Annotated in this window: 25 protein-coding genes, 2 tRNA genes and 1 pseudogene; 17 read left to right on the top strand and 11 right to left on the bottom strand. The window is 40.6% G+C overall.

Features of this window, described 5'->3' with window-relative positions; genetic code table 11:
• The first annotated feature begins 104 nt into the window (after positions 1-104).
• Both HLH14_RS03095 and HLH14_RS03090 read left to right on the top strand, forming a co-directional pair.
• Complete coding sequence (locus HLH14_RS03095; RefSeq protein ID WP_171532646.1) at positions 105-458, top strand: DUF1304 domain-containing protein; 354 nt, start codon at positions 105-107, stop codon at positions 456-458.
• 58 nt (positions 459-516) lie between these two features.
• Entirely contained in the window at positions 517-858 is a 342-nt protein-coding gene (locus HLH14_RS03090; protein ID WP_171532645.1) for a GlpM family protein, read from the top strand.
• Between the two features lie 261 nt (positions 859-1,119).
• Here the strand turns inward: HLH14_RS03090 and tenA are convergent, their stop codons facing one another.
• Positions 1,120-1,788, bottom strand: a complete 669-nt coding sequence (gene tenA, locus HLH14_RS03085) for a thiaminase II (RefSeq protein WP_171532644.1) — start codon at positions 1,786-1,788, stop codon at positions 1,120-1,122.
• Between the two features lie 236 nt (positions 1,789-2,024).
• On the opposite strand from tenA, the gene HLH14_RS03080 reads away from it, so the two are divergent.
• The 4 genes from HLH14_RS03080 to ahpC all read left to right on the top strand — a co-directional run bounded on the left by HLH14_RS03080 (position 2,025) and on the right by ahpC (position 6,060).
• Positions 2,025-3,110: a DUF475 domain-containing protein gene (locus HLH14_RS03080; RefSeq protein WP_086193841.1), complete on the top strand. Its 1,086-nt coding sequence runs from the start codon at positions 2,025-2,027 to the stop codon at positions 3,108-3,110.
• Between the two features lie 147 nt (positions 3,111-3,257).
• On the top strand, positions 3,258-4,622 hold the full coding sequence (locus tag HLH14_RS03075; RefSeq protein ID WP_067725531.1) for an MFS transporter: 1,365 nt from the start codon (positions 3,258-3,260) through the stop codon (positions 4,620-4,622).
• Positions 4,623-4,673: 51 nt separating this feature from the next.
• On the top strand, positions 4,674-5,282 hold the full coding sequence (ssb, locus tag HLH14_RS03070; protein WP_131271339.1) for a single-stranded DNA-binding protein: 609 nt from the start codon (positions 4,674-4,676) through the stop codon (positions 5,280-5,282).
• A gap of 214 nt (positions 5,283-5,496) precedes the next feature.
• The gene (gene ahpC / locus HLH14_RS03065) at positions 5,497-6,060 is read left to right on the top strand and encodes an alkyl hydroperoxide reductase subunit C (RefSeq protein ID WP_131271338.1); all 564 of its coding nucleotides are present in this window, start codon (positions 5,497-5,499) and stop codon (positions 6,058-6,060) included.
• A gap of 73 nt (positions 6,061-6,133) precedes the next feature.
• Here ahpC and HLH14_RS03060 read toward each other — a convergent pair.
• Both HLH14_RS03060 and ycaC read right to left on the bottom strand, forming a co-directional pair.
• Positions 6,134-6,620, bottom strand: a pseudogene (locus HLH14_RS03060) (LysR substrate-binding domain-containing protein); the annotation flags it as partial.
• A 245-nt stretch (positions 6,621-6,865) separates the two neighbouring features.
• Positions 6,866-7,492, bottom strand: a complete 627-nt coding sequence (ycaC, locus tag HLH14_RS03055; protein WP_171532643.1) for an isochorismate family cysteine hydrolase YcaC — start codon at positions 7,490-7,492, stop codon at positions 6,866-6,868.
• 309 nt (positions 7,493-7,801) lie between these two features.
• Here ycaC and HLH14_RS03050 point away from each other — a divergent pair, with 309 nt between their 5' ends.
• The 3 genes from HLH14_RS03050 to HLH14_RS03040 all read left to right on the top strand — a co-directional run bounded on the left by HLH14_RS03050 (position 7,802) and on the right by HLH14_RS03040 (position 11,237).
• Positions 7,802-8,689: a pirin family protein gene (locus HLH14_RS03050; protein ID WP_171532642.1), complete on the top strand. Its 888-nt coding sequence runs from the start codon at positions 7,802-7,804 to the stop codon at positions 8,687-8,689.
• Between the two features lie 427 nt (positions 8,690-9,116).
• The gene (locus tag HLH14_RS03045) at positions 9,117-10,415 is read left to right on the top strand and encodes an FAD-dependent oxidoreductase (RefSeq protein ID WP_213033037.1); all 1,299 of its coding nucleotides are present in this window, start codon (positions 9,117-9,119) and stop codon (positions 10,413-10,415) included.
• A gap of 3 nt (positions 10,416-10,418) precedes the next feature.
• Entirely contained in the window at positions 10,419-11,237 is an 819-nt protein-coding gene (locus tag HLH14_RS03040) for an SAM-dependent methyltransferase (RefSeq protein ID WP_171532641.1), read from the top strand.
• Positions 11,238-11,322: 85 nt separating this feature from the next.
• Here HLH14_RS03040 and HLH14_RS03035 read toward each other — a convergent pair.
• From HLH14_RS03035 to HLH14_RS03025, 3 genes are all read right to left on the bottom strand, one after another.
• Positions 11,323-11,398, bottom strand: a tRNA-Thr gene (locus HLH14_RS03035).
• 82 nt (positions 11,399-11,480) lie between these two features.
• On the bottom strand, positions 11,481-11,708 hold the full coding sequence (locus HLH14_RS03030; RefSeq protein ID WP_067725548.1) for a hypothetical protein: 228 nt from the start codon (positions 11,706-11,708) through the stop codon (positions 11,481-11,483).
• A gap of 283 nt (positions 11,709-11,991) precedes the next feature.
• Positions 11,992-12,081: transfer RNA gene (locus HLH14_RS03025), tRNA-Ser, on the bottom strand.
• A gap of 122 nt (positions 12,082-12,203) precedes the next feature.
• On the opposite strand from HLH14_RS03025, the gene HLH14_RS03020 reads away from it, so the two are divergent.
• Complete coding sequence (locus tag HLH14_RS03020) at positions 12,204-14,084, top strand: potassium transporter Kup (protein WP_171532640.1); 1,881 nt, start codon at positions 12,204-12,206, stop codon at positions 14,082-14,084.
• Positions 14,085-14,173: 89 nt separating this feature from the next.
• On the opposite strand, the gene HLH14_RS03015 is transcribed toward HLH14_RS03020, so the two are convergent.
• Entirely contained in the window at positions 14,174-14,986 is an 813-nt protein-coding gene (locus tag HLH14_RS03015; RefSeq protein ID WP_171532639.1) for a hypothetical protein, read from the bottom strand.
• A gap of 254 nt (positions 14,987-15,240) precedes the next feature.
• On the opposite strand from HLH14_RS03015, the gene HLH14_RS03010 reads away from it, so the two are divergent.
• Together HLH14_RS03010 and HLH14_RS03005 are read left to right on the top strand one after the other, a co-directional pair.
• Positions 15,241-16,359: a DNA/RNA non-specific endonuclease gene (locus HLH14_RS03010; protein WP_171532717.1), complete on the top strand. Its 1,119-nt coding sequence runs from the start codon at positions 15,241-15,243 to the stop codon at positions 16,357-16,359.
• Between the two features lie 69 nt (positions 16,360-16,428).
• Entirely contained in the window at positions 16,429-16,674 is a 246-nt protein-coding gene (locus HLH14_RS03005) for a hypothetical protein (RefSeq protein WP_067725561.1), read from the top strand.
• Positions 16,675-16,748: 74 nt separating this feature from the next.
• Here the strand turns inward: HLH14_RS03005 and aqpZ are convergent, their stop codons facing one another.
• Positions 16,749-17,438 (bottom strand): aquaporin Z, encoded by a 690-nt coding sequence (aqpZ, locus tag HLH14_RS03000; RefSeq protein WP_171532638.1) that lies wholly within the window; start codon positions 17,436-17,438, stop codon positions 16,749-16,751.
• A gap of 129 nt (positions 17,439-17,567) precedes the next feature.
• Complete coding sequence (locus tag HLH14_RS02995) at positions 17,568-18,569, bottom strand: AraC family transcriptional regulator (protein ID WP_171532637.1); 1,002 nt, start codon at positions 18,567-18,569, stop codon at positions 17,568-17,570.
• Between the two features lie 103 nt (positions 18,570-18,672).
• Here HLH14_RS02995 and HLH14_RS02990 point away from each other — a divergent pair, with 103 nt between their 5' ends.
• On the top strand, positions 18,673-19,269 hold the full coding sequence (locus HLH14_RS02990; protein ID WP_171532636.1) for a hypothetical protein: 597 nt from the start codon (positions 18,673-18,675) through the stop codon (positions 19,267-19,269).
• Positions 19,270-19,649: 380 nt separating this feature from the next.
• Here HLH14_RS02990 and hisF read toward each other — a convergent pair whose 3' ends face one another.
• Positions 19,650-20,408 (bottom strand): imidazole glycerol phosphate synthase subunit HisF, encoded by a 759-nt coding sequence (gene hisF / locus HLH14_RS02985; RefSeq protein ID WP_086193854.1) that lies wholly within the window; start codon positions 20,406-20,408, stop codon positions 19,650-19,652.
• Positions 20,409-20,521: 113 nt separating this feature from the next.
• Between hisF and HLH14_RS02980 the strand changes: the two genes are divergently transcribed.
• From HLH14_RS02980 to HLH14_RS02970, 3 genes are read left to right on the top strand one after another with little or no spacing between them, the layout of a single operon-like run.
• Positions 20,522-21,472 (top strand): homoserine kinase, encoded by a 951-nt coding sequence (locus HLH14_RS02980; RefSeq protein WP_171532635.1) that lies wholly within the window; start codon positions 20,522-20,524, stop codon positions 21,470-21,472.
• A gap of 15 nt (positions 21,473-21,487) precedes the next feature.
• Positions 21,488-22,111 (top strand): DUF1294 domain-containing protein, encoded by a 624-nt coding sequence (locus HLH14_RS02975; protein WP_171532634.1) that lies wholly within the window; start codon positions 21,488-21,490, stop codon positions 22,109-22,111.
• Between the two features lie 30 nt (positions 22,112-22,141).
• Complete coding sequence (locus HLH14_RS02970; protein WP_171532633.1) at positions 22,142-22,534, top strand: DUF4870 family protein; 393 nt, start codon at positions 22,142-22,144, stop codon at positions 22,532-22,534.
• Between the two features lie 323 nt (positions 22,535-22,857).
• Here the strand turns inward: HLH14_RS02970 and HLH14_RS02965 are convergent, their stop codons facing one another.
• Positions 22,858-23,217, bottom strand: coding sequence for a helix-turn-helix domain-containing protein (locus tag HLH14_RS02965; RefSeq protein ID WP_171532632.1), 360 nt, complete (start codon positions 23,215-23,217; stop codon positions 22,858-22,860).
• A gap of 97 nt (positions 23,218-23,314) precedes the next feature.
• Between HLH14_RS02965 and HLH14_RS02960 the strand changes: the two genes are divergently transcribed.
• A complete protein-coding gene (locus tag HLH14_RS02960) occupies positions 23,315-24,646 on the top strand; it encodes an APC family permease (protein ID WP_171532631.1) in 1,332 nt (443 codons plus the stop codon).
• The last annotated feature ends 36 nt before the right edge of the window (positions 24,647-24,682 follow it).

The following is a 24,682-nucleotide window of genomic DNA, read 5'->3' as shown; positions in this document are numbered from 1 at the left end:
AGTCTGAATAAGCTACTTTTAATGTGAATCGTGTTGCAGAAGATGTCGCTAAAAAAGAAAAATCACCGCACAATAGCATGAAAATAAAAAGGGAAATGAAAACTATGATTGCCAAAATTTTAATCACACTGATTGCATTACTGCATGTTTATTTCTTGGTTCTTGAAATGTTCCTGTGGGATAAACCTGTTGGAATGAAAGCCTTTGGTAATAATCTTGAAAAGGCAAAATTGACCAAAGTTTTAGCGCAAAATCAGGGTTTATATAATGGTTTTCTAGCAGCCGGACTGATTTGGTCGCTGTTTGCACCTGAAGCTTATGCCATGGCACTGGCTAACTTCTTTTTAGGCTGTGTTTTGGTTGCCGGAATCTATGGGGGCATCACCGCCAGTAAAAAGATTATCTATATTCAGGCAGTGCCGGCATTGATTGCTTTAATTGTAGTGAATGTATTCTAGGTATCGGTATTGGCATAGAATTAATTTCTCAAAACGTTTGTTTGCTAGATTTGTGGATATGTTGTCTTTATTTTTGAAATGTATATTGGGTGCTGCAGTGGTATTGCTGATTTCGATACTTTCTAAAAGCAAGGCATTTTATATTGCAGGATTGGTGCCGTTATTTCCGACTTTTGCATTGATTGCGCATGTGATTGTGTCGCAACAGCAGGGTGCAGAAGCTTTGCGTAAAACCGCATTATTTGGTTTATGGTCACTCATTCCATATTTTATTTATCTGTTGATGGTGTATGTGCTGGCAACCAAAATGTCGATGTGGTCGTGTTTGGGTGTTGCGACACTTTGTTGGGTTGTGGCTGCGGCAGGACTAATTTATAGCTGGCAGATATTTCAGCACTAAGGGCCGGAGAAAAAAAGTTCACTGAATTTGCTATCAAGGAAAAGCCATTCGCAACTATTTGAGGCAGCGCTACTTTTTCAAGATAATGTTTCTGCGACAAATTTTATATTTTCCGGTGATTGACGAGTTTTGCGAATGGCAAATGCCTTTAGTCTTACGAAGCAATGCTTCTCAGGGCGAAACCAAAGTAACAAATGAGCTGCTTCAACTCATGTAATAGTTGTAAAACTCCGCCTCAAAGAAACAGACGTTTTCCTATTATTAATCCAAACCTAACCACTGTCTTTGATCATAAGCACTATCCCAAAATAACCATTCGAGTTTGGCAGCAGTGGTATATGCATGATGCATTTTCTCAAGGGTGTCGGCATCACAGCGTGCAGCGACTTTATCAACCGTGGCAATCACATTTCGTACTGCTTGATTGAATTCTTCACCTGAATAGGTATCGACCCAAGCTTGGTACGGATTATTCAGTATTGAATTATCAACAATATCTTTACCGACTTCTGCATAAATCCAGAAACATGGAAGTAAGGAAGCCAAGACCACCGGATAGCTTTCAGACCAAGCAGTTGCCGTTAAAAACGAAGTGTAATGATGACAAGCCAAGGTTAAAGGTGTTGATTCAAATTCTTTTTTGGTGATATCAAATTCCTGCATAAAACCATCATGCAGACTGCGTTCAACCACAATGGCAATTCTGGCAGCATCAGCAAACTGAATCACGTCATCGGCTTCAAAGGCTTTGGCAGCACAGACTGCAAGTGATCGACCATAAGCCAGTAAATAATGCGCATCTTGAATCACATAATGACTAAAAACGTCTTTGCTCAAAGTACCTTGTGCAAGTTCTTGGTTAAATGGCAGGGCTAAGGTTTTTTGATATAAAGCCAAATTTCGCTGCCATACATCTTGAGAAAAGCTCATGTCATCATCCTGTCGATAATAAAAGAAGAATTTACAGAAGGCAGGACTATAACAAGAGTTTCCGCGCTAAGATATCAAGCCGCATAAATAGTGTATTTGTCTTCAAAAAAAATCATACGAAGAATTTTGGATTAATATCAAAAAGTCGTCATAATTGTGCACATAAAATCTTAAGTTCTTTTTTAAGTTTTACCGAATTCACTCTCTATACATATTTGTTCATAGGTCGATCTATCATGATGAAACATTTTGGTTTCTCAATCATTTTTACGATCGTGTGTCTGGCTATATCTGCATATTGGGGCTTTACGCATGGCCCGGAAGCAGGTTTAAAGACCATGTTCACGGCGTTAACCATTACTGCCATTCTGGCCGTCATGGAAGTATCACTTTCTTTCGATAATGCCGTGGTGAATGCCTCGGTACTGCGCGGTTGGGATCATTTCTGGAAAATGATTTTCTTAACCGTCGGTATTGTTATTGCTGTATTTGGCATGCGTTTGGTGTTCCCAATTGTGATTGTTGCAGTCACTGCGGACATGGGTATGCTTGAAGTCGTGAAAATGGCGATCAATGATCCTATTCTTTATTCAGAAAAACTGATGGCACATCATGCTGAAATTGCAGCATTTGGTGGCTCATTCTTGTTACTGGTATTCCTGAATTTCTTCCTGGATAGCGAAAAAGATACCCACTGGTTTAGATGGCTTGAAGCACGTTTGTCTAATCTAGCCAACGTACCTGCAATGTCAGTATTCCTTTCACTGGTTGGCTTGCTGATCATGGCAGCAAATGTAGAGGAAACTGCACGTTTAGCCGTGACCATGGCAGGAATCTGGGGGATCGTCATTTACATTGGGGTTCAAGTATTGAGTCACTTGTTAGGCGGTGAACCTGAAATTGATGAACAGGGCAATGCTGTGGCACATGATGCCAGTGGTGCATCTACAGGTGTGATTAAAGCCGGTTTTGGTGGTTTTCTTTATCTTGAAGTACTTGATGCATCGTTCAGTTTTGATGGTGTAATCGGTGCTTTTGCGATTACATCGGATGTTGTGATCATTATGCTGGGTCTTGCCATTGGTGCAATGTTCGTGCGTTCAATGACAATTTATCTGGTCGAAAAAGGCACATTAGATGCTTATATTTTCCTTGAGCATGGCGCGCACTACGCCATTGGTGCTTTGGCATTCATTATGCTGGCGAGCGGCACGGGTCTACACGTACCTGAAGTTGTGACCGGTTTGATTGGTGTGGCATTTATTGTCTGGGCAGTCATTGCATCTATTCAATATAGTAAGCGTCAAGAACGGATCGGTTAATCCTTTTTTAAGAAAAACGGTTACAATAAGGGCGCATAAAATGCGCCCTTTTTTATGATGGCTGATCTTTGAATAAATCAACATCCATAACATGAATGTTGTAGGATAGCCCATCGAAACTAAATTCATAAAACCAAGCTTATTGATATGATGAATGCTTTAGAACGCCGTTCAACCTTTGCCTTAAGCAGTATTTTTGCCCTGCGTATGTTGGGCTTGTTCATGATTATTCCTGTGTTTTCTGTGGCAGGTCAGTCATATCAAGGGGCAACACCTGCGCTGATTGGTTTGGCTGTAGGGGTATATGGTTTAACCCAAGCGATTTTACAAATCCCCTTTAGCTTGCTGGCTGACCGTTTTAGCCGTAAGCCTTTGGTCGTTTTAGGCTTATTGTTGTTTGCGCTAGGCGGTGCAATTGCAGCGATGTCCGAGACCATTTATGGCGTGATCATTGGTCGTGCGATTGCCGGTGGTGGTGCAGTTTCTGCTGTAGTCATGGCGCTATTGGCAGATGTCACCCGTGAAGAACAGCGCAGCAAAGCCATGGCCGTGATGGGGATGAGTATTGGCGTGTCTTTTATGGTCGCGTTTAGTCTCGGACCTTGGCTCACCAGCTTGGTGGGTATTTCCGGACTGTTCTGGGTGACTACCGTTATGGGCTTGGCGGCAATTTCGATGTTGCTATTAGTTCCTAAAGTGACCCGTCATCATAAAAATTATCAGCAAGGTTATCTGGCACAACTGAAACAGGTGCTGAAAATGGGCGATTTAAACCGCTTGCATGTTTCGGTGTTTACGCTGCATTTATTGCTGACTGCGATGTTTATTTATATGCCATCGCAACTGATTCAGTTTGCTGATATTCCATTGGCCAGTCATGGTTTGGTGTATTTGCCATTATTGATCATTAGCTTGTTTTTTGCTTTTCCAAGCATTATTTTGGCGGAAAAGTATCGCAAAATGCGCGGCATTTTCCTGACCGCAATTGGTGGGATTATTCTGGGCTTACTGGTACTAATTTTTGGCTATGAATCAAAATATATCTTATTGGCAGGTTTAGGATTTTTCTTTATCGCCTTTAACGTGATGGAGGCCTTGTTGCCTTCGTGGTTATCCAAATCTGCACCGATTCAGTCTAAAGCCACAGCGATGGGTGTGAATGCCAGTAGTCAGTTTTTAGGGGCATTTTTTGGTGGCATGATTGGTGGTCAATTATTGTTACTAAATAATACTGCCATGGGTTGGAGTATCTTAACCGGGATCGCTATTGTCTGGTTATTGATCAGCTTTAGTCTGGCTCAGCCGCGTTATCTTTCGTCCTTGGTCTTGCGTTTACCCGAGACGAAACAAACGGATGAGTGGACTTCTCAACTTTTGGCAATTCGTGGTATTGAAGAGGTTGTGGTGATGTCTGATCAGCAATTTGCTTATGTTAAAATTGATAAGCAGCTTATAAATGAAGCTGCGCGACAAGATTTAACGCAGTTGTTAGGTAAAGATGTAGCCATTTAAGCATAACTCTTATAAAGTAAAATATAGAAATAGATAGGAAGTGTACGTCTGATGCGTGGTGTTAATAAAGTAATTTTAGTCGGAACTTTAGGTAAAGATCCTGAAACCAAAACTTTTCCAAATGGTGGTTCTCTTACTCAGTTTTCAATTGCAACCAGCGATTCGTGGACTGATAAAAATACCGGTGAGCGTAAAGAACAAACTGAATGGCATCGTATTGTGTTGCATAACCGCTTAGGTGAAATTGCACAGCAATATCTACGCAAGGGTTCTAAAGTTTATATTGAAGGTTCATTGCGTACGCGTCAGTGGACAGACCAAAGCGGTCAGGAACGCTACACCACAGAAATTCGTGGTGAACAAATGCAAATGCTAGATAGCGGCAACCGTCAGCAAGGTGAGCAAGCTGCGGGTGGTGACAACGCGGGTTATAACCAACCACGTTTCAACAATAACCAGGGCGGCGGTTATAACAACAATAATAACAACAGTAATAACCAAGGCGGTTATGGCAATAATCAAGCTGGTGGTTTTAATAACAACCAGCAAGGCGGTTATGCAAACAATAATCCGTCTGCTTTCCAGCCGAAAGCACCGCAATCTGCACCTGCTGCGCCTGTCGCTGCACCTGCTGATTTAGATGACGATTTACCGTTTTGACTGAATTAAAACGGTAACTCGTCATCCAAAACCCTTTGTAACAGCAAAGGGTTTTTATTGCCTAAAACAATTACTTTTACAAACTGGATAGAAATATTAAATCTATTTTTTCGATTGTTTTTATAAAAAAGTACGGTTTTACCTATTTGAGAAACTTTCGTATTCTAGCCTCACAAGATAAGCAATCCCAGAAACGAGCTAGAGGAAATATCTCATGAGTTTAATTAATACTGAAGTAAAACCATTCAACGCAACCGCTTATAAAAATGGTGAATTCGTTGCAGTGTCTGAAAAAGACATGATCGGAAAATGGTCAGTGGTGTTCTTCTATCCTGCAGACTTCACTTTTGTTTGTCCAACAGAACTTGGTGATTTGGCAGATAACTATGCTGAATTCCAAAAAATGGGCGTTGAGATTTATTCAGTCTCTACCGATACCCATTTCACGCATAAAGCTTGGCATGACAGCTCAGATGAAATCAAAAAAATCCAGTATGCAATGATTGGTGATCCAACCTGGACTTTGGCGAAAAACTTTGAAGTTTTAATTGAGTCTGAAGGCTTGGCAGACCGCGGTACTTTTGTGATTGACCCTGAAGGCAAAATCCAGATTATCGAAATCAATGCCGGGGGCATTGGTCGTGATGCGCAAGAGCTTCTACGTAAAGTAAAAGCCGCGCAATATGTTCATGCACACCCAGGTGAAGTTTGCCCAGCAAAATGGAAAGAAGGTGATGCAACACTTGCTCCTTCAATCGACTTGATTGGTAAAATTTAATCTCAAGTTGAAATACTCTCCCAAAAAATCCAGGACTTAGCTCCTGGATTTTTTATATGCGTCATCTGTTAACTTAAAGCACATAACCTAAATGCTCTTTGGCTAAATTTCTTAAACCTTCGACCAGATAATCAATCAGTTTTTCCATTACCAGACGTTGCCCTTTACGCGAAGCATAGACCAATTGCACAGTGCCTAAATTTGAGCACCACTCAGGTAAGACATGAATCAGTTGGCCTTGTTTGATGTCTTCTTCAACCATTATATAAGGCAAATCGGCAGCCTAAACCATCGCGGACGGCATAGTAGACCCCGGCAAGATCATTGCTTTTAATCCGTAGCTAAAAGGGAATATCAATTACTTCATCATGCTCATGATTTTTTAAATGCCAATAATATTGTGATTTTTGAATGCCCAGAACCACATTTGGAAATTCATGTAATTCGGTGAAATTCTGGATTTCTCGTCCTTGTAGCAATTCTGGACTTGCCGCCAAACAATGCGTGGTTTTAATCACGTCACGGACAATCAGGCTGGAGTCTTCATTGGTTTGAAAATTGATTTGGTGATATTACTCGCTTCACTTGCTGCACTAAATCCACCGTGTTTCACCACTAGGGAAATTAATAATAATCATCAAATGAATGAATAGATCATTCTCAAAACAGCGCAAAAAAGGCTTTATTCTAGCTGAAAATAAATACAATGATGGAGGTTGCCCAATAACAAAATACAGAACAACAAAATGCAGAATAGCAAAATAAAAAGCGATCTAGAGATCGCTTCATGAAAAAGAGCATAAGCTTATTTTTGCGATGAATGTTGGTTGTAGCTGTTGATCAGGTTGCGATAATCAGGAATGTGATTCGAGAACAATGCGCCCAAACCTTCCACATCATTACGCCAGTCGCGATGTAGTTCACATGCCGCACCGAACCAGGTCATCAATTGTGCACCGGCATTGGACATGCGATCCCATGCCGAATCACGGGTTAAAGGGTTAAATGTACCGGAAGCATCGGTAATCACGAACACCTCAAAGTCTTCTTCAAGCGCTGAAAGTGCAGGAAATGCCACACAGACTTCGGTCACAACTCCGGCAATAATAAGTTGTTTTTTACCTGTAGCTTTGACTGCTTTGACGAAGTCTTCATTGTCCCAGGCATTAATTTGGCCTGGACGCGCAATATAAGGTGCATCTGGGAACATTTCTTTCAGTTCAGGAACCAAAGGACCATTCGGACCTTCTTCAAAACTGGTGGTTAAAATGGTCGGAAGATTAAAATATTGAGCTAATGCAGCTAGTCCTAAAACAATGTTTTTAAATTTATCGGGATCAATATCACGAACCAATGAAAGTAATCCAGTTTGATGATCGACCAATAAAACTGCTGCATTATCTTTATCTAAACGAATGTAGGGTTTACCCATTTTTGTATTCCTCTTTTTTAATCATCATAGAGGCTGATGGGGCGAGCATAAAACACTGACCTCAGCTTCTGCGTATTTTAGTTATGACCTACAGTGAAAAACTTGAAGCGCGTTAAGAACGGAAACATCATCATAGGATGAGTAGCCTCAGAATATTGATAAAAATGATCTACTTTTTGTATTCTTTTTGAGCGTAAAAAATTGAATTATCCTATTGTCAGGACGTTGTATATTGTTCATGCGCTAGGCTGGCTACTTTAAAAGTTTTAAGATAAATCCATATTATTTCCTAGTGATAGGAGCTTTGAAATGAAAAAAATTATTGGCGTTTACCGTAACCAGAACATGCATTGGGTGGGTGATGGCTTCCCGGTTAAAAACCTGTTTTCCTACGATCGTTTAGGGCAGGCGATTAGTCCATTTTTACTCTTGGACTATGCAGCACCGTACCATTTTAGCCCAACCACGCAGCAGCATGGCGTCGGTTCACATCCACATCGTGGTTTTGAAACGGTGACGCTGGCCTATCAAGGTGGGGTTACTCACAAAGATTCAGCAGGGGGCGGCGGCCAGATTAAAATGGGCGATGTGCAATGGATGACTGCGGGTGCAGGTTTAGTGCATGAAGAGTTTCACTCTGAAGAATTCGCCAAGAATGGTGGCTTGTTTGAAATGGTGCAGCTTTGGGTCAACTTGCCTGCAGCAGATAAAATGACCGCACCTAAGTATCAGGCCATTGAAGCACAAGAGATTCCTGTGATTGAGCTTGAAAAGGGTGCAGGACATCTCCGCGTGATTGCCGGTCGCTATATAGAGGATCAGGCAGAACATAGCGGTCCTGCTTCTACTTATAGTCCTGTGAACGTATGGGATGGTGAGTTGAAAGCAGAACATGTGCATCACATTCATGTACCTATCGATCACAATGTACTGGTTGTGGTGCTATCCGGTGAAATGCAGTTGAATGGAACGCAGCATGTTCAAGACAGTTCCATTGTCCTGTTTGCTCAAGATGGTGAAGCCGATATTCAACTGCAAGCGATGAAAGATAGCAAATTTCTGGTGCTCACCGGACAGCCTTTGAATGAGCCAATTCAGGGCTATGGTCCCTTTGTGATGAATACCAAAGATGAAATCGTTCAAGCCTTTAATGACTTTAATAACGGCAAGTTTGGTGAGATTCCGGTTGCCAGTTAATTTTAGCCATTCCTTGGTCATTCAAGAAATAAAGAAGCCCCTAAATTTTTAGGGGCTTTTTGCGAAATAAATTTTGTTGTTTTTACAGCATTTGCATAGTTATGGGGTGTTAAAAGCGAATCTGGTGGTCAAGTTATTATGTGATGCATCATAGTGGTATTTTATACTTTTGTAAAACGATCGTTATAATATTGGTTAATATATATATCCTTTTTTAAAGGACTTTTATGGTTTATTAGGAAAAATTTCAATATTTTCTTATATTTATTTTAGATTTTTTCTATGTAAATAAATGTAAAAATCTTTCTGATATCCCTGATGATGACTTTTGTTAAAAGAACATATTCTGGAATATTTTAATACCGCCTTTTAATCTCGCTTGGTTCATAATTTCAAGAATCTTATATGTAACTGACGGATAATAATTTTGGATATTGCAGTTATTGGTAGTGGCATGGCTGGGCTAGCTACCGCCAGAATTCTTAAAGATGCAGGGCATAGCATAACTATTTTTGAAGCATTGCCTGGACGTGGTATGGATAGCCATAGCATTGAATTTGAAGGCGGCTTAATTGATGCACCCTTGCGTGTAATGAACCCTCATTTGTGGAAAAACACCCTCAGTTTGGCGACGTATTTAGGTATACCTACTTTCCCTGTGCGTACCTATATGGCATGCAGCTGGTTGTTTGAAGATCGCACGGAAACCTGGTTAACGACCACCCGTAGTCGTATTGGTAACTTTCCGATTATTAATAACCGTAAAGGGCTTCAACAATACGGCTGGCGCTTGGTAAAAGGCATGCTGCAACTGAAAGCTGCCATCGCCAGATTCTTCAGATCAAAGAATCAAGATATTACTCTGGCTGAATTTATAAATAACAATGATATTGAAGAAGTATTCTGGCATGGCGCAGTCATGCCGGTGCTCTATACTATTTGTACCTGTAACCCAAAAACCATTGGCGAATGGCCTGCTAAACCTTTATTGACGTTCTTGCGTCAATTGACCGATGGCGATGCTTTATTGCGTATTCAAGGTGGCACGCCGGCATTGGTCGACAAGCTGATTGAAGGCATTGAAATTCATAATAGCTCTGCCATTACCCAAGTCAAAGAACACGAAAATGGTGTTTTAGTTGAAAATGCGTTGGGTGAGCAACGCATTTTTGATCGTGTCATTGTGGCAACACCGACCAATAAAATTGAAACCTTTTTAAATAATGAACAATTTGCAGATGATATTGCGCTGTTAAAGAAATTCAGATTTGAAAAGGGTCAATTAGTGATTCATACCGATCAAACTGTGATGCCACCCAAGCGTAAAGATTGGGCAGTACTCAGTTATATGATGGATCGTAAATTTACCCGTCAACAGTTCACCGTGTGGTTGAATTCGGTTGAGCCAAGTCTGGTTGGTAAAACGCCAGTGTTCCAAACCTGGCAACCGGTGACTGACATTGATCCTAAAAAAGTCATTTCCAGCGTTACGTTAACTCGTGCTGTGGTGGACTCCCAAACAGTGGCTTTAAATAAAGAGCTGCAACAACGTCATAAAGATCTAAACCGTAAAGTGTTTTATTGTGGTTCTTGGTCTTGTGATGGTTTGCCACTTTTAGAATCGGCAGTGACTTCAGCAATGAATATTGCGGAAATTTTGGGTGCCCCATTGCCGTTTGTGGGATTAAAACCTAAAGTTGAGGTTGCCCCACAACTCGGCTACTAATCCATGAAATGGCTTCAAACGATTCAACAGCAATTTTCACAACATAAGTATGCGATTAACGCAAAACAGTTAGGGGATGATGCTGAACTCGCTTGGAGTAATTTGGGTTATTGGGATGATGCAACGTCATCCTATCCCGACGCTTGTCGTCAATTGGCAGATTGGTTGGCGCAAGCAGTCCATTTAACTTCAAATGACAGCTTGCTCGATTTAGGCTGTGGGCAGGGTGCAAGTCTGCTTCATTGGCAGCAGCATTATCATGTTCAACACATTGAAGCTGTGGAATTACAAGCCAGTTGTGTGATTCAAATTCAAAAACATCTTCCTCAACTTGCTGCAATTCATCAACACTCTTTTTTAAATTTAAAACAGATTCAGTTCAAATCTGGCTTTGATGTGGTGCTCTGTATCGACGCTGCCTATCACTCAAATTTGAATTCATTTCTCGATTCAGTGGAGAGTGTTTTAAATTCAAAGGGCAGACTGGGTTTTCATTATTTAATGTTGTCTGAACAATGGCTGAATTTAAATTCATTACAAAAGAAAAAGTATCAGTGGTTGTTAAAAGCAGCGGATGTGAATTTAAATAATTTAATGACGCAATCAGTCTTGAAACAAACTTTGCAGACCTATGATTTTGAGGATATTGAAATCCGTGATTTATCTGAAGCGGTTTTGCAGGGTTTTGCAAACTACTTTCAGCAATTACCACAACACGCTACCGGCTTGGATGCATTTAAAATTCGCATGACAGCAAAGTTATGTCGCAAGCTTTACGTCGATGGTTTGGTCAAGTATGTGCAAATCAGCGCGAGAAAATAATAAACACTGATATTTTAGATATTCTTTGAAAAGCCAAAGCCCAGAAACAACAAAGCCTCACTAAAAAGCGAGGCTAAGTATAAAATGGTGCCGGCACACGGATTCGAACTGTGGACCTACTGATTACAAGTCAGTTGCTCTACCAACTGAGCTATGCCGGCAACGTGGGATGAATAATAGCGAATTTTGTTAAAAACGCAAGCCAAAAAATGAGCGATTGAATTGCCTTCATATTTAGCAGTGTTATTTATTCCTTAAAATTTGATCTAAATCTTCAGCACACTCTTCTAATGTTAAAGCCATGTCGATTTGCATTTGTGGCTTGAGTTCATCTGCGAGCTTTCTCCATTGTTCAATTAAACGTATGGCTTTCTGAACTTTATGTTTATTGATATCTTTGGCAATGGTTGGGGTGTAACCCCCACGTTTCGCATTCTTGATCTGCTTTACATAATTAAGGCTGGTATTCATGCTTACTCCCGAATAGCAGTTTTTTATATGTTGAATGTGATTTTATGATTTGATTGAAGGTGCTGTAATACGATTATTATCAGCAGAATATTGCAGCTTTATGATAATTTTTTTAATTGTTCTTTTTATTGTCAGTTGATTCGAAATTCTAAATAAGAAGATTAAAAAATTATTTATGCTTATACATAAAATTTTGAAAATAAATGAATCAAGTAGGGTTTTAAGCGATTTTATAAGCAACAAAAAAGACCTAAATCTTTCGATTTAAGTCTTTTTCAAATTCTGGCGGTGAGAGAGGGATTCGAACCCTCGATACGCGCAAACGTATACACACTTTCCAGGCGTGCTCCTTAAGCCACTCGGACACCTCACCATTGCGCCGCGATGATAACCAAAAAAAGCAACTCTGCCAAGTTGAAACAATTGATTTAAAGCAAAAGTTTTATCTCGGTGATATGATGGCGAAAAAATTGTGTCTACAAACGAAGACAAAATATGCAAAGTACTGCAAAGAAAGCCGCCTTGCCTGTGATTACCCTCGCAGCGCTTGGGGTTGTATTCGGAGACATTGGTACCAGTCCATTGTATGCCCTTCGGCAATGTTTCCTCACCGCCCATCTCGCTATTACTGAAGCATCAGTGCTTGGAATTTTATCGCTGATTTTTTGGTGCATGATGCTGACGATTAGTTTCAAATACGTCACCATCATTATGCGTGCGGACAATAATGGTGAAGGCGGGATTATGTCGTTATTGGCATTGAACCTGCGGACCTCACGTATTGCCGAGAACAAAAAGATTTATCTGATTGCTTTAGGCTTTATTGGTGCATCGCTGTTCTTTGGCGATGGCATCATTACCCCGGCAATTTCTGTCTTGTCAGCCATTGAAGGCTTGAGTATCGCTACGCCCATGTTTAACCAATGGTTAATGCCTTTAGCGATTGGTATTTTGGCTGGATTATTTCTGGTACAACGGCATGGCACAGCCACGATGGGGAAATATTTTGGTCCCTTAACCATGGTTTGGTTTTTATCCATTGGCGCACTGGGCGTATGGAGTATTATCCAAACGCCATTTGTATTAACCATGGTGAGTCCGCATTGGGCTTTTAACTTCATTGTCCATCAACCCTATGTGGCTTTCCTGACCATGGGGGCTGTGATTCTGACTATCACGGGTGGTGAAGCCTTATATGCCGATATGGGGCATTTTGGTCGCTTACCAATCCGCCTCGCTTGGTTCATCATTGTTTTACCTTGTCTACTGTTTAACTATGCAGGACAGGGGGCACTGTTGCTCCGTAACCCAAATGCAATTGCCAATCCATTTTATATGCTGGTTCCCGACTGGGCTTTATTTCCTATGATTGGTTTAGCCACTGCTGCTGCAGTTATTGCATCACAAGCGGTCATTACTGGCGTGTTCTCAATGACCAATCAGGCGATTCAACTGCGCTATTTGCCGCGCTTGACCGTGCATCACACTTCGGATGTTGAACAAGGTCAAATCTATTTGCCGTTCATTAACTGGGTGTTGTTCATTTCGGTGGTTATCCTGATTTTATTGTTTGAAAATAGTGCCAACCTCGCCAGTGCTTATGGGGTTGCCGTTACCATGACCATGCTGTGCGGTACGATTTTAATTTCGTTCCTAGCCTATGGTTTCTGGCGTTGGCCAGTGTGGAAAGTTTTGTTATTTGCCCTACCTTTCTTACTAATTGATTTGGTTTTTGTAGCATCAACCTCATTAAAAATTATTTCCGGTGGTTGGGTGCCAATTTTGATTGGTGCAGTAGTTTATACCATTTTGATGACCTGGAAAGCAGGCCGAGAAATTGTACTTGCACGTTTGGAAAGAGATGCATTACCGATTGATCTGTTCATCAAAAGTATTAGCATGAGCGCGGAAACACACTTTGTTCCGGGTGCTGCAGTATTCCTGACCGGTACGCCAAATATTGTGCCACATGCCATGTTGCACAATATTAAGCACAACAAGGTACTGCATGAGCTGAATATTATGGTGACGGTCATCACCCGTGATATTCCTTATGTGGCCGAAGAAGAGCGGACTAAAGTCGAGAAACTGGATGATCGTTTCTATCGTATTTCAGTCTATTACGGTTTTAAAGATCAGCCCAATATTCCAGAGGCACTGGAACAAGCCTATCAACAGTTAGGTTTTGACTTCGACATGATGCAAATGAGCTTCTTTATTTCACGTGATCGACTGATTCATACAGTCGGAGATGGCTTGTCTCCGTGGCGTGAAAAACTGTTTATTTCCATGCAACGCAATACCAGTCCAGTCAGCGATTTTTATCAGATTCCACCCAATCGTGTGGTGGAGCTGGGCAGTCAAATCGAAATTTAACGGCCAGAAATTACAGACAATAAAAAACCAAGGTGGAAAATCCTTGGTTTTTTATTTGGAGGATGAAAGCCCTGAAAACGAGAGAGTGATTAGTTCTCTGTTTGTTCTGCAGCCGGAGCTTCTGGAGAGGCATTCACTGGCGCATCTGTAACATCAGCTTCTGGTGCTGCTTGTACAGCATCATTTGGCTGCGTAGCTTCAGGTGTAGCAGCAAATGCTTCATTTGTTTCAGCAGTATTCACCGGTGCTGCAGCGGCAGCTTCATTAGTTACATCTGTTTGCGACATATCCGCAGCATTGACGGGCGCAGCAGCCACATTTTCATTGGCATCATTCACTGGCGCTTGTGCAGCCGCAGCTTCTTGATCCATCACTTGTTCAGCTTGTTGCGCAGCTAATTCAGCATTGGGTTGCATTGGGTCCGCACTTTCAGGTGCAGCTTGAGTTGTTTGCGCAATAGCAGGATTATTTGCTTGCTCTGGTGATGCTTCAACAGTTTGTGCTGTTGTATTCATATCCGCAGCTTGTGGCGCAGTTTTATCTGCAGCTGTAGCAGTTTGAACCTCTGTCTCAGACGCTGCCTGAGCTGGCTCAGCTGTTTGCTGTGCTATTGTATTTATATCCGCAGCTTGTGATGCATCTGCAGCTGAATTGGTTTGTACTTGTTGTGTCTCAGATCCAGCTTGAGTCGGTTCAGCAGCGATTTGACTTGTATCGACAATACGGATTTGACCACTTGTCACTAAATCCTGAATTGAACCTGCTTGACCATTCACGGTAGTAGTCACTTTAACTTTAGATAAACTTTCTAAAGAATCGCCAGGTTGAATTGCGGGTTCTGCGAATGCAGTTGCACTCATTAGTCCTGTAACGAGACTTAAACCTAAAAGCTTCGAATGCATAAAATACTCCGTAGAAATAATAATTCCGAATCTTGCGTATTTTTACCTTGTCATAATTAGGATCGGTTTTTCAATCAAACATACGTAAAGCCATTAAGAGTCTTCATAAAAGCTTTAGAAAATGAGACATACTGTTACAACAACTGTGCTTTTGTTAACCATGTTTTGCCTAAATGTTAAACAAACAACTTTCGCTACATATACTTCATTTTGCTTGCTTGTTAAGCTCATGGAAAATGAGTGTTTATCTAGAAATGGCAATTAAGAAACGTAAAACCAGTAAATCTTGGGTTCAACTTTTAAATCAAAATAGCTTAAAAATTATTTTAGGTTTAGTCGCGACCAGTAGTTTTGCGATTGCGTTTGGACAAGAAAAAATCCAGCAATTTGTTTCATTGCCATCTTCATCAAATTCGGCTTGTTTAGATCAATTTTATCGTGATATTCCACCTTATTTAACAAAAGAAAGTCTCAATAAAAATACCTATCCGCTGTGTTTTAATGGTTTCAATGTAATGTATTCAGGGGTGTCGAAAACGCCTTTATGGGTTGCAGAAGCCTTGACTCCACAACGCTTAAGTCAAAAAATTCCGCGTGAAGATAGTTTTCATGAAGAAACAAAAGTCAAAGTGGAACATCAGGCGACATTAGCGGATTATAAAGCATCAGGTTATGACCGCGGACATATGGCGCCGAATGCAGACATGCCCAATAAAGCTGCGCAATATGACAGTTTTTCTCTAGCCAATATGGTGCCGCAAGCGCCTAAAAATAATCAGCAGGTTTGGCGTGAATTAGAGGAAGCTACGCGGGCGATTGTGACAAAACAGAAGCAAGACGTTTATGTGGTCACTGGGCCAGTATTTTCTGCGAAAAAACTCAAAACGATTGGTAAGGGGGTAATTGTTCCGACAGCGACCTACAAAGCCATATATATGCCAAAAACAGGGGCGGCAGGTGTGTACTATGCCGACAATACCCTGAAAGCTACTGCACCAAAAGTTCATGTGATCAGTATATGTGCGTTGGAAGATCTCACTGGAATTAATATTTTTCCTCAGTTAACAGAAGATCAAAAGCGCAATACTTACAATTTGCCATTAAAGGCTAGTGCGGTCAAAGCGACGCAGAAAATTGCCTATTCACATTGGGATGCAGAAAGCCAGTGTGCTGAAGAAGTCAGTGCAGATGCGCTTAGCGCTTTGCAGAAACAGTTCAAATCATCCTCGGTAAAATCGTCTTCAACCGCTACGCCTACACAATCGGGTGAGAACAAGAGCGCGGCACCAACGATCGATCCAAATACCCAAGATGCAATTGTTAAACAATTGATTGAAGGACTTTTACAGTACATTTTACAGTTGTTGAAATAAGCCTTTTTTAGGTAGGATGATAAAAATCATCCTACTTTTTAAATAACAACAAAGATCAGTGAGAATAAAATGTTCAAGCCTTTTGTAAATGGTACCGAATCGCATGCTATTCACGACCTCACTTTAGAAAACCAAGAAGATTGTGTCAGTATTTATGGCAATTTACAGCTAACTAAAGATCAGGCTGGCTTGCAAGCTGCCAAGGCTTTACAGGCCTTTTTGAATGATGTGGTCAGTGCCCTAGAAAATGAACCCAATTTGCCTGAAAAGATTGATCGTCAAGATGAACAGGAAATTGAAAATCCATTTTTATAAATAGCTATAAAAAAAATGTTCCACATGGAACATAAAAAGCTCACCTGATGTGAGCTTTTTTTATGGATGATATTTTAGTCTTTTTCCGAGGCCACTACTTTATAAATTAGCGCGCCAAGAATGGCACCAAAAATCGGAGCTACCCAGAATAGCCAAAGCTGGCTTAACGCAGCTGTTTCCGCAAAGAATGCAACACCGGTACTACGGGCTGGATTGACCGAGGTATTGGTCACTGGAATACTGATTAAATGAATCAGGGTTAAAGCCAGACCAATCGCAATCGGAGCAAAACCTGCAGGTGCGCGTTTGTCAGTCGCACCCATAATCACAATCAGGAAAATAGCGCTGAGTACCACTTCAATGATTAAAGCCGAGGTCATTGAATATTTACCCGGAGATAATTCACCAAATCCATTGCTGGCAAAACCACCTGTACCGACAAAACCAGCTTGACCTTGTACAATCACATATAAAACCAGTGCCGCTAAAGTCGCGCCAATGACTTGGGAAATGATATATGGGATCAGATCTTTGGCATCGAAACGGCCGCCAAACCACAAGCCTATACTGACCGCAGGATTAAAGTGTCCGCCAGAAATATGACCCAATGCATAGGCACCGGTCAGCACGGTCAAACCAAAAGCTAACGCCACGCCGGCAAAACCAATGCCTAAATCAGGGAAGGCCGCTGCAATTACTGCACTACCACAACCACCAAACACTAGCCAGAATGTACCAATCAATTCAGCGAGATATTTATTCATTTTATTCTCCAGATTTTTTATAAATTTTTTAATAATCTCAGGTGACATTTTATATTTATCGAGAAATTGAACATTTCTCAATTCCAACATGGTGAATAGAGATGACACTTGTATGACTGGAATTCGATTTTAGCAATATTGTTGTTGTCGCCATTGTTGTGGTGTAGAGCCAGTCCATTGTTTAAAAGCGCGTTGGAAGGCACTTTGTTCAGAATAACTCAGCAATAAAGCAATGTCTTGCAGGCTTAAATGTGGATCTTTTAAATATTGTTCTGCCAGTAGATGTCGAACTTCTTGCATGCGCTGTTGATAGCTTGTGCCTTGGTGTTGTAAATGGCGTTGCAGCTGGCGTACCGACATGTTTAATTGCTGGGCAATGGGTTCGATTTGATACAGGTTTTTTTGTAAGCCGGTTAAAATTGCCTGTTGTAGACGTTGATCCAGTTGGGTGGAATTGGGAAGCTTGTCCAACAGCGCTTGAGCTTGCTGCATAAGCAGATGTTGCAGGGTTTGATCACCTTGCTGAAAAGGTTTGGCAAGCTCGTAAACAGGGACAATAATTTGCGCAACCGGTTGTGAAAAGCGAACTTTACAACGGAAATATTGCTCATATAACGCGATATTTTTCGGTGCCGGATGAACAAAATGAACTTCATGCACGTGAATATCATCAAATTCCATGAAGTGTTTTAGAAACTGAAACAGCAAGGCGATAGAAATTTCATGGGTGAGTTGGGTGGTTATATGAAAGGGAATATCTCCCCAACCAATCGTTAAATAGTTACCCTGCATATTGACATGTAAAGCACTGCCATCGTAAATCAAGCGGTGAAAATCATAATAACGTTGTAACACTTCCCCCAAGGTATTACAGGACAGCGCAATATAAGCAATGATACCGAGATGTTTGGGTTGTACAAATTCGGCAATATCAAGTCCTAATGCAGGAATTTGCCGATGTTGTTGCATATCCGTCAGTAAGTCACGCCAAAGACTGAAGTCAAAGCGTTCCAGATTTTGAACTTGTTCCAGTTTTTTAGAAATAGTTATGCCTTTAGCCTGGCTATAGGCATAGAGTAAATGTCCAAGTCCCCCATAAACGGAGCCGGTATAATCTTTAAATTGTTGCATATTGATCTTTTTATTGTCGTAATTTGTCAATGAAGTTTTATGTTATGGTCAATATTTAGCACAGTTCATTGCCTATATTCAATAGAATTGATGGAGAAGCGATATGTGGAAAGGTTTTCTGGTTGGATTGGTGGTGGCCAATGGCTTTGAATGGATTGCACATAAATATATTTTGCACGGCACACATCGAAGTCGAAAGCCGCGTTATAGTCCTGTGCCAGAGAGTATGAAATCGCATTGGGAGCATCATCGTGAAGTGCGAAAAACGGCATTTCATGACCATGGCTATGTCGAAGGCATTTCAAATTGGCGCACTAAAAATGAAATTGTTTCTCTGGCAGTAGTGGCGACGAGCACCAGTTTAATGTTTTATCCTGTCTCGAAAGGCCTGGCTTTCGCCGCGGTCTATAGTGCCTGTAATTATTACTATATTCATCGCCGTGCCCATTTGGAGCCGAACTGGGCAATGAAAAAAATTCCTTGGCATTATGATCATCATATGAATTCTAATCAGGATGCCAACTGGTGTGTGACCAAACCTTGGTTTGACTATGTGCTCGGAACCCGGGTGATTTCATCGAAAGATTTGCAAGAACAGAATCCGCTGGGCATCGCATTGCCACAACCTATTTCAAAGCTATTAAATTTTGTTGCAGCCACTTACTTTCCTGCAAAATGGGTAGAAAAAGTGCCTCAATGATCGGTCGAGAAATAAAGGATCGAGCATTTATGCTTTTTAATTTTAGCGAGTTTGAACTAATCTTTTGATTTTAAATGGACTCTCGATACTGACTTTTTAAGTCATGTCGTAAATTGTCAATATTTTTGGCATTGATGGTCAATATTCTACTGCTTTTTTATTCTATATTTGCCGCATCACTAAGTTGTAACATAATTTGACCGAGTGAATGTATATATCTTTTGTTGTACCTTGCAAGAAACCACGCGCTGTAGTTTTCTTGGTTTATAGGGAGTCTCTAAGACTCCTTTTTTTTTATCTGAAATTTTTATCATGGCCTCATTAAAATAAAAAAGAGTGTTGTTAAAACACTCTTTTTTACATGATCAAGCATTAAAATTTTAGAGACGCATTTCAATGCCTTGTGCTGCCAGATATTGTTTTGCTTCAGGAATGGTGTGTTGACCAAAGTGGAAAATTGATGCTGCTAGAACTGCATCTGCTCCGCCTAGTAAAATACCATCCGCTAAATGTTGTAAACAGCCGACACCACCCGAAGCAATGGTAGGAATGTTCACGCGATCATTGATTTGACGCATTAATTTGAGGTCATAACCTGATTTGGTGCCATCAGCATCCATAGAGGTAATCAGCAGTTCACCTGCGCCATATTCAGCCATTTTCACTGCCCATTCAATGGCATCAATACCGGTCGGTTTACGACCACCGTGAGTGAAAATTTCCCATTTATTGTCACCGGTTTTTTTCGCATCAATGGCGACCACAATACATTGTGCACCAAAGCGTTGCGATGCTTCTTGTACAAATTCCGGATTAAATACCGCAGCGGAGTTAATGCTGACTTTATCTGCACCCGCATTGAGTAATGATCGAATATCTTCAACTTTACGCACACCGCCACCCACGGTTAAGGGAACGAATACACTTTCTGCCATACGTTCAACAGTACGGTAAGTGGTGTCACGGCCGCTCGAGGTTGCAGTAATGTCCAAGAAGGTAATTTCATCGGCACCTTGTTCGTTATAGCGACGTGCAACTTCAACCGGGTCGCCTGCATCACGAATATCAAGGAATTGCACACCTTTCACCACTCGACCATTATCTACGTCAAGGCAAGGAATAATACGTTTAGCAAGCATAATTTTTTCCAAAAATAACAGCCGATTATGAAACTTCGCCACGAAGGTGCTACACCTTGGTAGTTGGAGAAGGTATTCTATCAAAATTATGTAAGTTTTTTTGCAGGTTTTCTATGTCGGTTTATACCACTTTGACTTTACAGGAAGTTCAGGCTTTTGCAGCACCTTATGGATTAGAGGTGATTGACCTGATTCCCATTCAAGGAGGTATTCAGAATACAAACTATTTTTTAGTTTGTGAAAATGCTACGCAGTATGTACTCACTATATTTGAAGAGATGGATGAGCAAGGCGCAGGGGAATTGGTTCCAGTACTTGAGCATTTAGGCAAATATGGTTTAGCGGTGCCAGTGCCGTTAAATTATGCGGGTAAAGCTATTCATACTCTAAAAAATAAGCCTGCTCAAATTGCACCACGCATGATGGGTCAACACCCGATGCCATCGACTATGGAACAAGCACAAGCGATTGCTATTGCCCAGGCGAAAATGCATATTGCGTTACAAGATTTTCCTTTAGAACGTGCAGAATATCGTAATCATGATTATTGGTTACAAGTCGCTAAAGAATTAAAACCAACTTTAAATCCTGCGGATGCTATTTTATTGAGTGAAGTTCTGGGGCTTTATGAGGCTTTAACTGCGGTCTATCCTAACCGTCCTAAAGGTTTTATTCATTCAGACTTGTTCCGTGACAATACCTTGTTTGAAGGGAACGAATTAAAAGGTATTCTGGATTTTTACGAACTGAATAAAGATGAATTTCTGTTTGATATCGCCATTACTTTAAATGACTTCTGTACCGACTATCCTGAGGTGCATTTAAACGAAGTTAAGGCACAAGCGTTCCTAGAGGCTTATGAAACCGTACGTCCATTAACGACTGATGAAAAAGCCTGTTTAGAGATCTATTTGGCTATGGCAGCAGCTCGATTTTGGCTGATGCGTTTACAAGTTGCACAAAAAAATGCTCAACAGGGACGTACTGGAGATGATATTTTGCAGAAAAATCCACAAGAGATGCGTAATATGCTCGTAGAGAGACTAAAATTTGTGACTGCTTAAAAATAGGAAATAAAAATGCGCGATCAGGGGCGATTAGTCGAATGGTTCGATGACAAAGGCTATGGTTTTATTCAACCGAATGATGCCTCAAAAGATCGCGTGTTTTTACACATTAAGGACTTTGCTCGTCAAGGCCCACGTCCAATTGTCGGTTGTGCACTGGAATACACGGTATTGCTTGATGGGGAAGGGCGTTTCCGTGCGCAACAGGTGATGTATCTCAAAGCATCGCAAACACAAAAAATATTGCCCAAACCGAAAAATGTAAATGTACAACAACAAAAATTAAAACCCATGCAAATCGCCTGTGTGGGTTATATCTTGGCTTTGGCTGTTTTCACCTTATTGGGATTATTGAGTGGAATGGTGTTGTTATTTATCAGTATTATTAATGCCCTGACTTACTGGATGTATGCCCAAGATAAAGAGGCAGCTCTGCTGGGTAACCGCCGTGTACCTGAACAAACCTTACATGTTTTATCCTTTCTTGGGGGCTGGCCTACAGCATGGCTGGCACAGGAAAAAATGCGCCATAAAACACAAAAACAACCGTTTAGAAAGATTTATTTTTGTACCATAGCCTTAAACATTCTTTTGATTTTATGGCTGATTTCTCCTTTAAATGTCATTAAATTTTAAAGGAGAACGATTACTTTAAAAGGTATAACAATGAATTATTCTATAGATAAAGACTCTAATCGTACCCTGACTTTAATTCTTTATGTCCTTTATATTATTGCCATTTTTTCAGGTGGTTTACTGGCGGTCATTGCATTAATCATTAACTATGTCAAACGCAGCGATGTACGTGGTTCTATTTTTGAAAGTCATTTTACCTGGCAAATTAGTACCTTCTGGTGGTATTTATTCTGGAATATTATTGCTTTTATTCCGTTCTTTTTCTTATTTTTTACCGGTGAAAATACCGATCTTTTTGCAGGTGTTGCACTTATTGCAACCACATTCTGTCTTGGTGTTATTGGTATTTCCTGGATCTGGATTGTCTATCGTGCCATCAAAGGCATTATCCGCTTGAATGATAATGAGCCAATGTATCAATAACTCGCTTTATTCCTCATATTGAAGGTGGCTTTATGCCACCTTTTTTAGGCCTGGTGAATTGTGAGCCTTATAATTTTTTGCACTGTAATGAACCACTTTATTCAATGCCTGCTCAAATTTAGCCACTTTGTAAAAATGTACATTACCTATTGAATTTATAAAGTATACATTTTTAATAAATTAAACTTACTTTTTTAATATATTAAATATACTTTTTTATTTTTTAAAATTTACGTTTTTAATAAATTAAACTTACTTTTATGTACATTTAAATATATAAATTTATCATTAAAAATGAATCAAAATAAATGCTGATTGATTCATTAAGAATAGAAGCGTCCACGACGGCGACGTAGGCCTAAAATATGAATGGAACGCACTAAAACAGCATAAGAAACAGGGTAACCAAATTTCTGTTCAAAGAGCGGGATTAAATCGCTAATATTTTTAAATTTTGTATTTTTTACAAATGATTGAAATTCATTCCAGTCCTTAATGTGGCTAGGAGCACCCCGGTTTTTTGCTGGTTTTGGAAGTAAATCTCCTGTTTCTTCTTCCAACTTAATCCACGCATCAAGTGTCACGCGAGAGATGTTGAATTCCTTGCAAACTGCCACCTTGTAATCGGTTTTTTTATACATTTGAATAGCTGCTTTTCGAATTTCTAAACTGTACTTTGGCATTTACTTTCGCCTGAGTTAAATATTTATATTTTTATTATATGGCATAGTCATTGCAAATGAACAAATAACTCAAATAAATAATGTTCAGGTGACATGCATGGAAAAAACGCAAGTTTCTTTCAAAAAAATGTCTTTATGGCAAGTGGTCATTATTGGTATCGCATATATGACCCCGATGGTGGTCTTCGATACTTTTGGTATTGTTTCAGGGATCACGGATGGACGTGTACCAATGGCCTATATTTTAGCCTTGGCTGCCATGTTGCTGACCGCATTCAGTTATGCACGTTTTAGTCGTATTAGTGATAAATCAGGTTCAGCCTACACTTACACCGCAGAATCTTGTGGCGCAAAGGCAGGATTTTTTGTCGGTTGGTGTTCATTACTGGATTATATTTTACTGCCTTTAGTGAATGCGTTATTGGCAGGAATTTATCTGGAAGCGGTGATTCCAAGTGTGCCGTATTGGGTTTGGGTCAGTTTGTTTGCCGGACTTGTCACGCTGATCAATTGTTTCCGCATTAATATCTTAGCCAATCTCAGTTTGATCTTTGTCTTGGCGCCGCTGTTGTTGATGGGACTGTTTGTTTATCTGGTCATTCAAGGTGTGGGATCGGCACAAGGTTATGAGCATGTGCTCACTGTTGCTCCGCTATTTAATGGCGATACCTCGATTCTGCCACTGATTGCGGGTGCATCTATCCTCTGTTTTTCCTTCCTTGGTTTTGATGCCGTGACCACCATGTCGCATGAAACAAAAGACCCGAAGCGCACCATTCCACGTGCGGTTATCTTGACCACGTTAATGGGCGGAGCAATTTTCATTACGGCCTCGTGGTTTATCCAGCTATATTTTCCGAGTAACGTGCGTTTTAACAATCCAGATGAAGCATTACCAGAAATCGTGCTGTATGTCGGTGGGGCATTATTCCAGGCGGTATTCCTGTGTGCACAAATCATGAATACCTTTGCTTCAGGGCTTGCAACCCATGCCAGTGCATCTCGTCTCATTCATATCATGGGGAAGGATGGCATTTTCCATAAAGGTACTTTTGGGCAACTGCACAGTAAATTAGGAACCCCACTGTATGCGGTGCTCACTATCGGCTTCATTTCCTTAACAGCGATTGCCCTCGATTTAGCGACTGTGGTGAGCATGATTAGCTTTGGAGCATTGATTGCCTTTACCGCGGTGAACTTCTCGGTTTTTATGAAGTTCTATGTGCTAGAGCAGCAACGTGAAGGCTTTAAAAATAAATTTATGAATCTGATTTTACCGCTGATCTCTGTGGCAGTGATCATGTGTTTGTGGTTCAACCTTGAACGATCAGCCCTTCTTTTTGGCTGCGCATGGCTGTCTATCGGTGTGCTGATCTTCCTATATAAAAAACTGAAAAAGCAAAATATTGTGATTGGCAATGCCTACTAAATCAAAGTTTAAACATGAATTGAAAAAATAGAGAGT

The sequence above is a fragment of the Acinetobacter terrae genome (assembly GCF_013004375.1).
In the GTDB taxonomy this organism is placed as follows: domain Bacteria; phylum Pseudomonadota; class Gammaproteobacteria; order Pseudomonadales; family Moraxellaceae; genus Acinetobacter; species Acinetobacter terrae.
The sequence above is the reverse complement of the archived record's forward strand: the minus strand, read 5'-3'. Positions and strand labels throughout refer to the sequence as shown.

Bases quoted from the DNA above. Each gene is read 5' to 3' on its own strand.
- HLH14_RS03080 (WP_086193841.1), top strand. From the start codon at position 2,025: ATGATGAAACATTTTGGTTTCTCAATCATTTTTACGATCGTGTGTCTG.
- HLH14_RS03075 (WP_067725531.1), top strand. From the start codon at position 3,258: ATGATGAATGCTTTAGAACGCCGTTCAACCTTTGCCTTAAGCAGTATT.
- HLH14_RS02980 (WP_171532635.1), top strand. From the start codon at position 20,522: ATGTCGGTTTATACCACTTTGACTTTACAGGAAGTTCAGGCTTTTGCA.
- HLH14_RS03020 (WP_171532640.1), top strand. From the start codon at position 12,204: ATGCAAAGTACTGCAAAGAAAGCCGCCTTGCCTGTGATTACCCTCGCA.
- aqpZ (WP_171532638.1), bottom strand. From the start codon at position 17,438: ATGAATAAATATCTCGCTGAATTGATTGGTACATTCTGGCTAGTGTTT.
- ahpC (WP_131271338.1), top strand. From the start codon at position 5,497: ATGAGTTTAATTAATACTGAAGTAAAACCATTCAACGCAACCGCTTAT.
- HLH14_RS03010 (WP_171532717.1), top strand. From the start codon at position 15,241: ATGGCAATTAAGAAACGTAAAACCAGTAAATCTTGGGTTCAACTTTTA.
- hisF (WP_086193854.1), bottom strand. From the start codon at position 20,408: ATGCTTGCTAAACGTATTATTCCTTGCCTTGACGTAGATAATGGTCGA.
- tenA (WP_171532644.1), bottom strand. From the start codon at position 1,788: ATGAGCTTTTCTCAAGATGTATGGCAGCGAAATTTGGCTTTATATCAA.
- HLH14_RS02965 (WP_171532632.1), bottom strand. From the start codon at position 23,217: ATGCCAAAGTACAGTTTAGAAATTCGAAAAGCAGCTATTCAAATGTAT.
- HLH14_RS02960 (WP_171532631.1), top strand. From the start codon at position 23,315: ATGGAAAAAACGCAAGTTTCTTTCAAAAAAATGTCTTTATGGCAAGTG.
- HLH14_RS03030 (WP_067725548.1), bottom strand. From the start codon at position 11,708: ATGAATACCAGCCTTAATTATGTAAAGCAGATCAAGAATGCGAAACGT.
- HLH14_RS03095 (WP_171532646.1), top strand. From the start codon at position 105: ATGATTGCCAAAATTTTAATCACACTGATTGCATTACTGCATGTTTAT.
- HLH14_RS03005 (WP_067725561.1), top strand. From the start codon at position 16,429: ATGTTCAAGCCTTTTGTAAATGGTACCGAATCGCATGCTATTCACGAC.
- HLH14_RS02975 (WP_171532634.1), top strand. From the start codon at position 21,488: ATGCGCGATCAGGGGCGATTAGTCGAATGGTTCGATGACAAAGGCTAT.
- ycaC (WP_171532643.1), bottom strand. From the start codon at position 7,492: ATGGGTAAACCCTACATTCGTTTAGATAAAGATAATGCAGCAGTTTTA.
- ssb (WP_131271339.1), top strand. From the start codon at position 4,674: ATGCGTGGTGTTAATAAAGTAATTTTAGTCGGAACTTTAGGTAAAGAT.
- HLH14_RS03090 (WP_171532645.1), top strand. From the start codon at position 517: ATGTTGTCTTTATTTTTGAAATGTATATTGGGTGCTGCAGTGGTATTG.
- HLH14_RS02995 (WP_171532637.1), bottom strand. From the start codon at position 18,569: ATGCAACAATTTAAAGATTATACCGGCTCCGTTTATGGGGGACTTGGA.
- HLH14_RS03050 (WP_171532642.1), top strand. From the start codon at position 7,802: ATGAAAAAAATTATTGGCGTTTACCGTAACCAGAACATGCATTGGGTG.
- HLH14_RS03015 (WP_171532639.1), bottom strand. From the start codon at position 14,986: ATGCATTCGAAGCTTTTAGGTTTAAGTCTCGTTACAGGACTAATGAGT.
- HLH14_RS02990 (WP_171532636.1), top strand. From the start codon at position 18,673: ATGTGGAAAGGTTTTCTGGTTGGATTGGTGGTGGCCAATGGCTTTGAA.
- HLH14_RS02970 (WP_171532633.1), top strand. From the start codon at position 22,142: ATGAATTATTCTATAGATAAAGACTCTAATCGTACCCTGACTTTAATT.
- HLH14_RS03040 (WP_171532641.1), top strand. From the start codon at position 10,419: ATGAAATGGCTTCAAACGATTCAACAGCAATTTTCACAACATAAGTAT.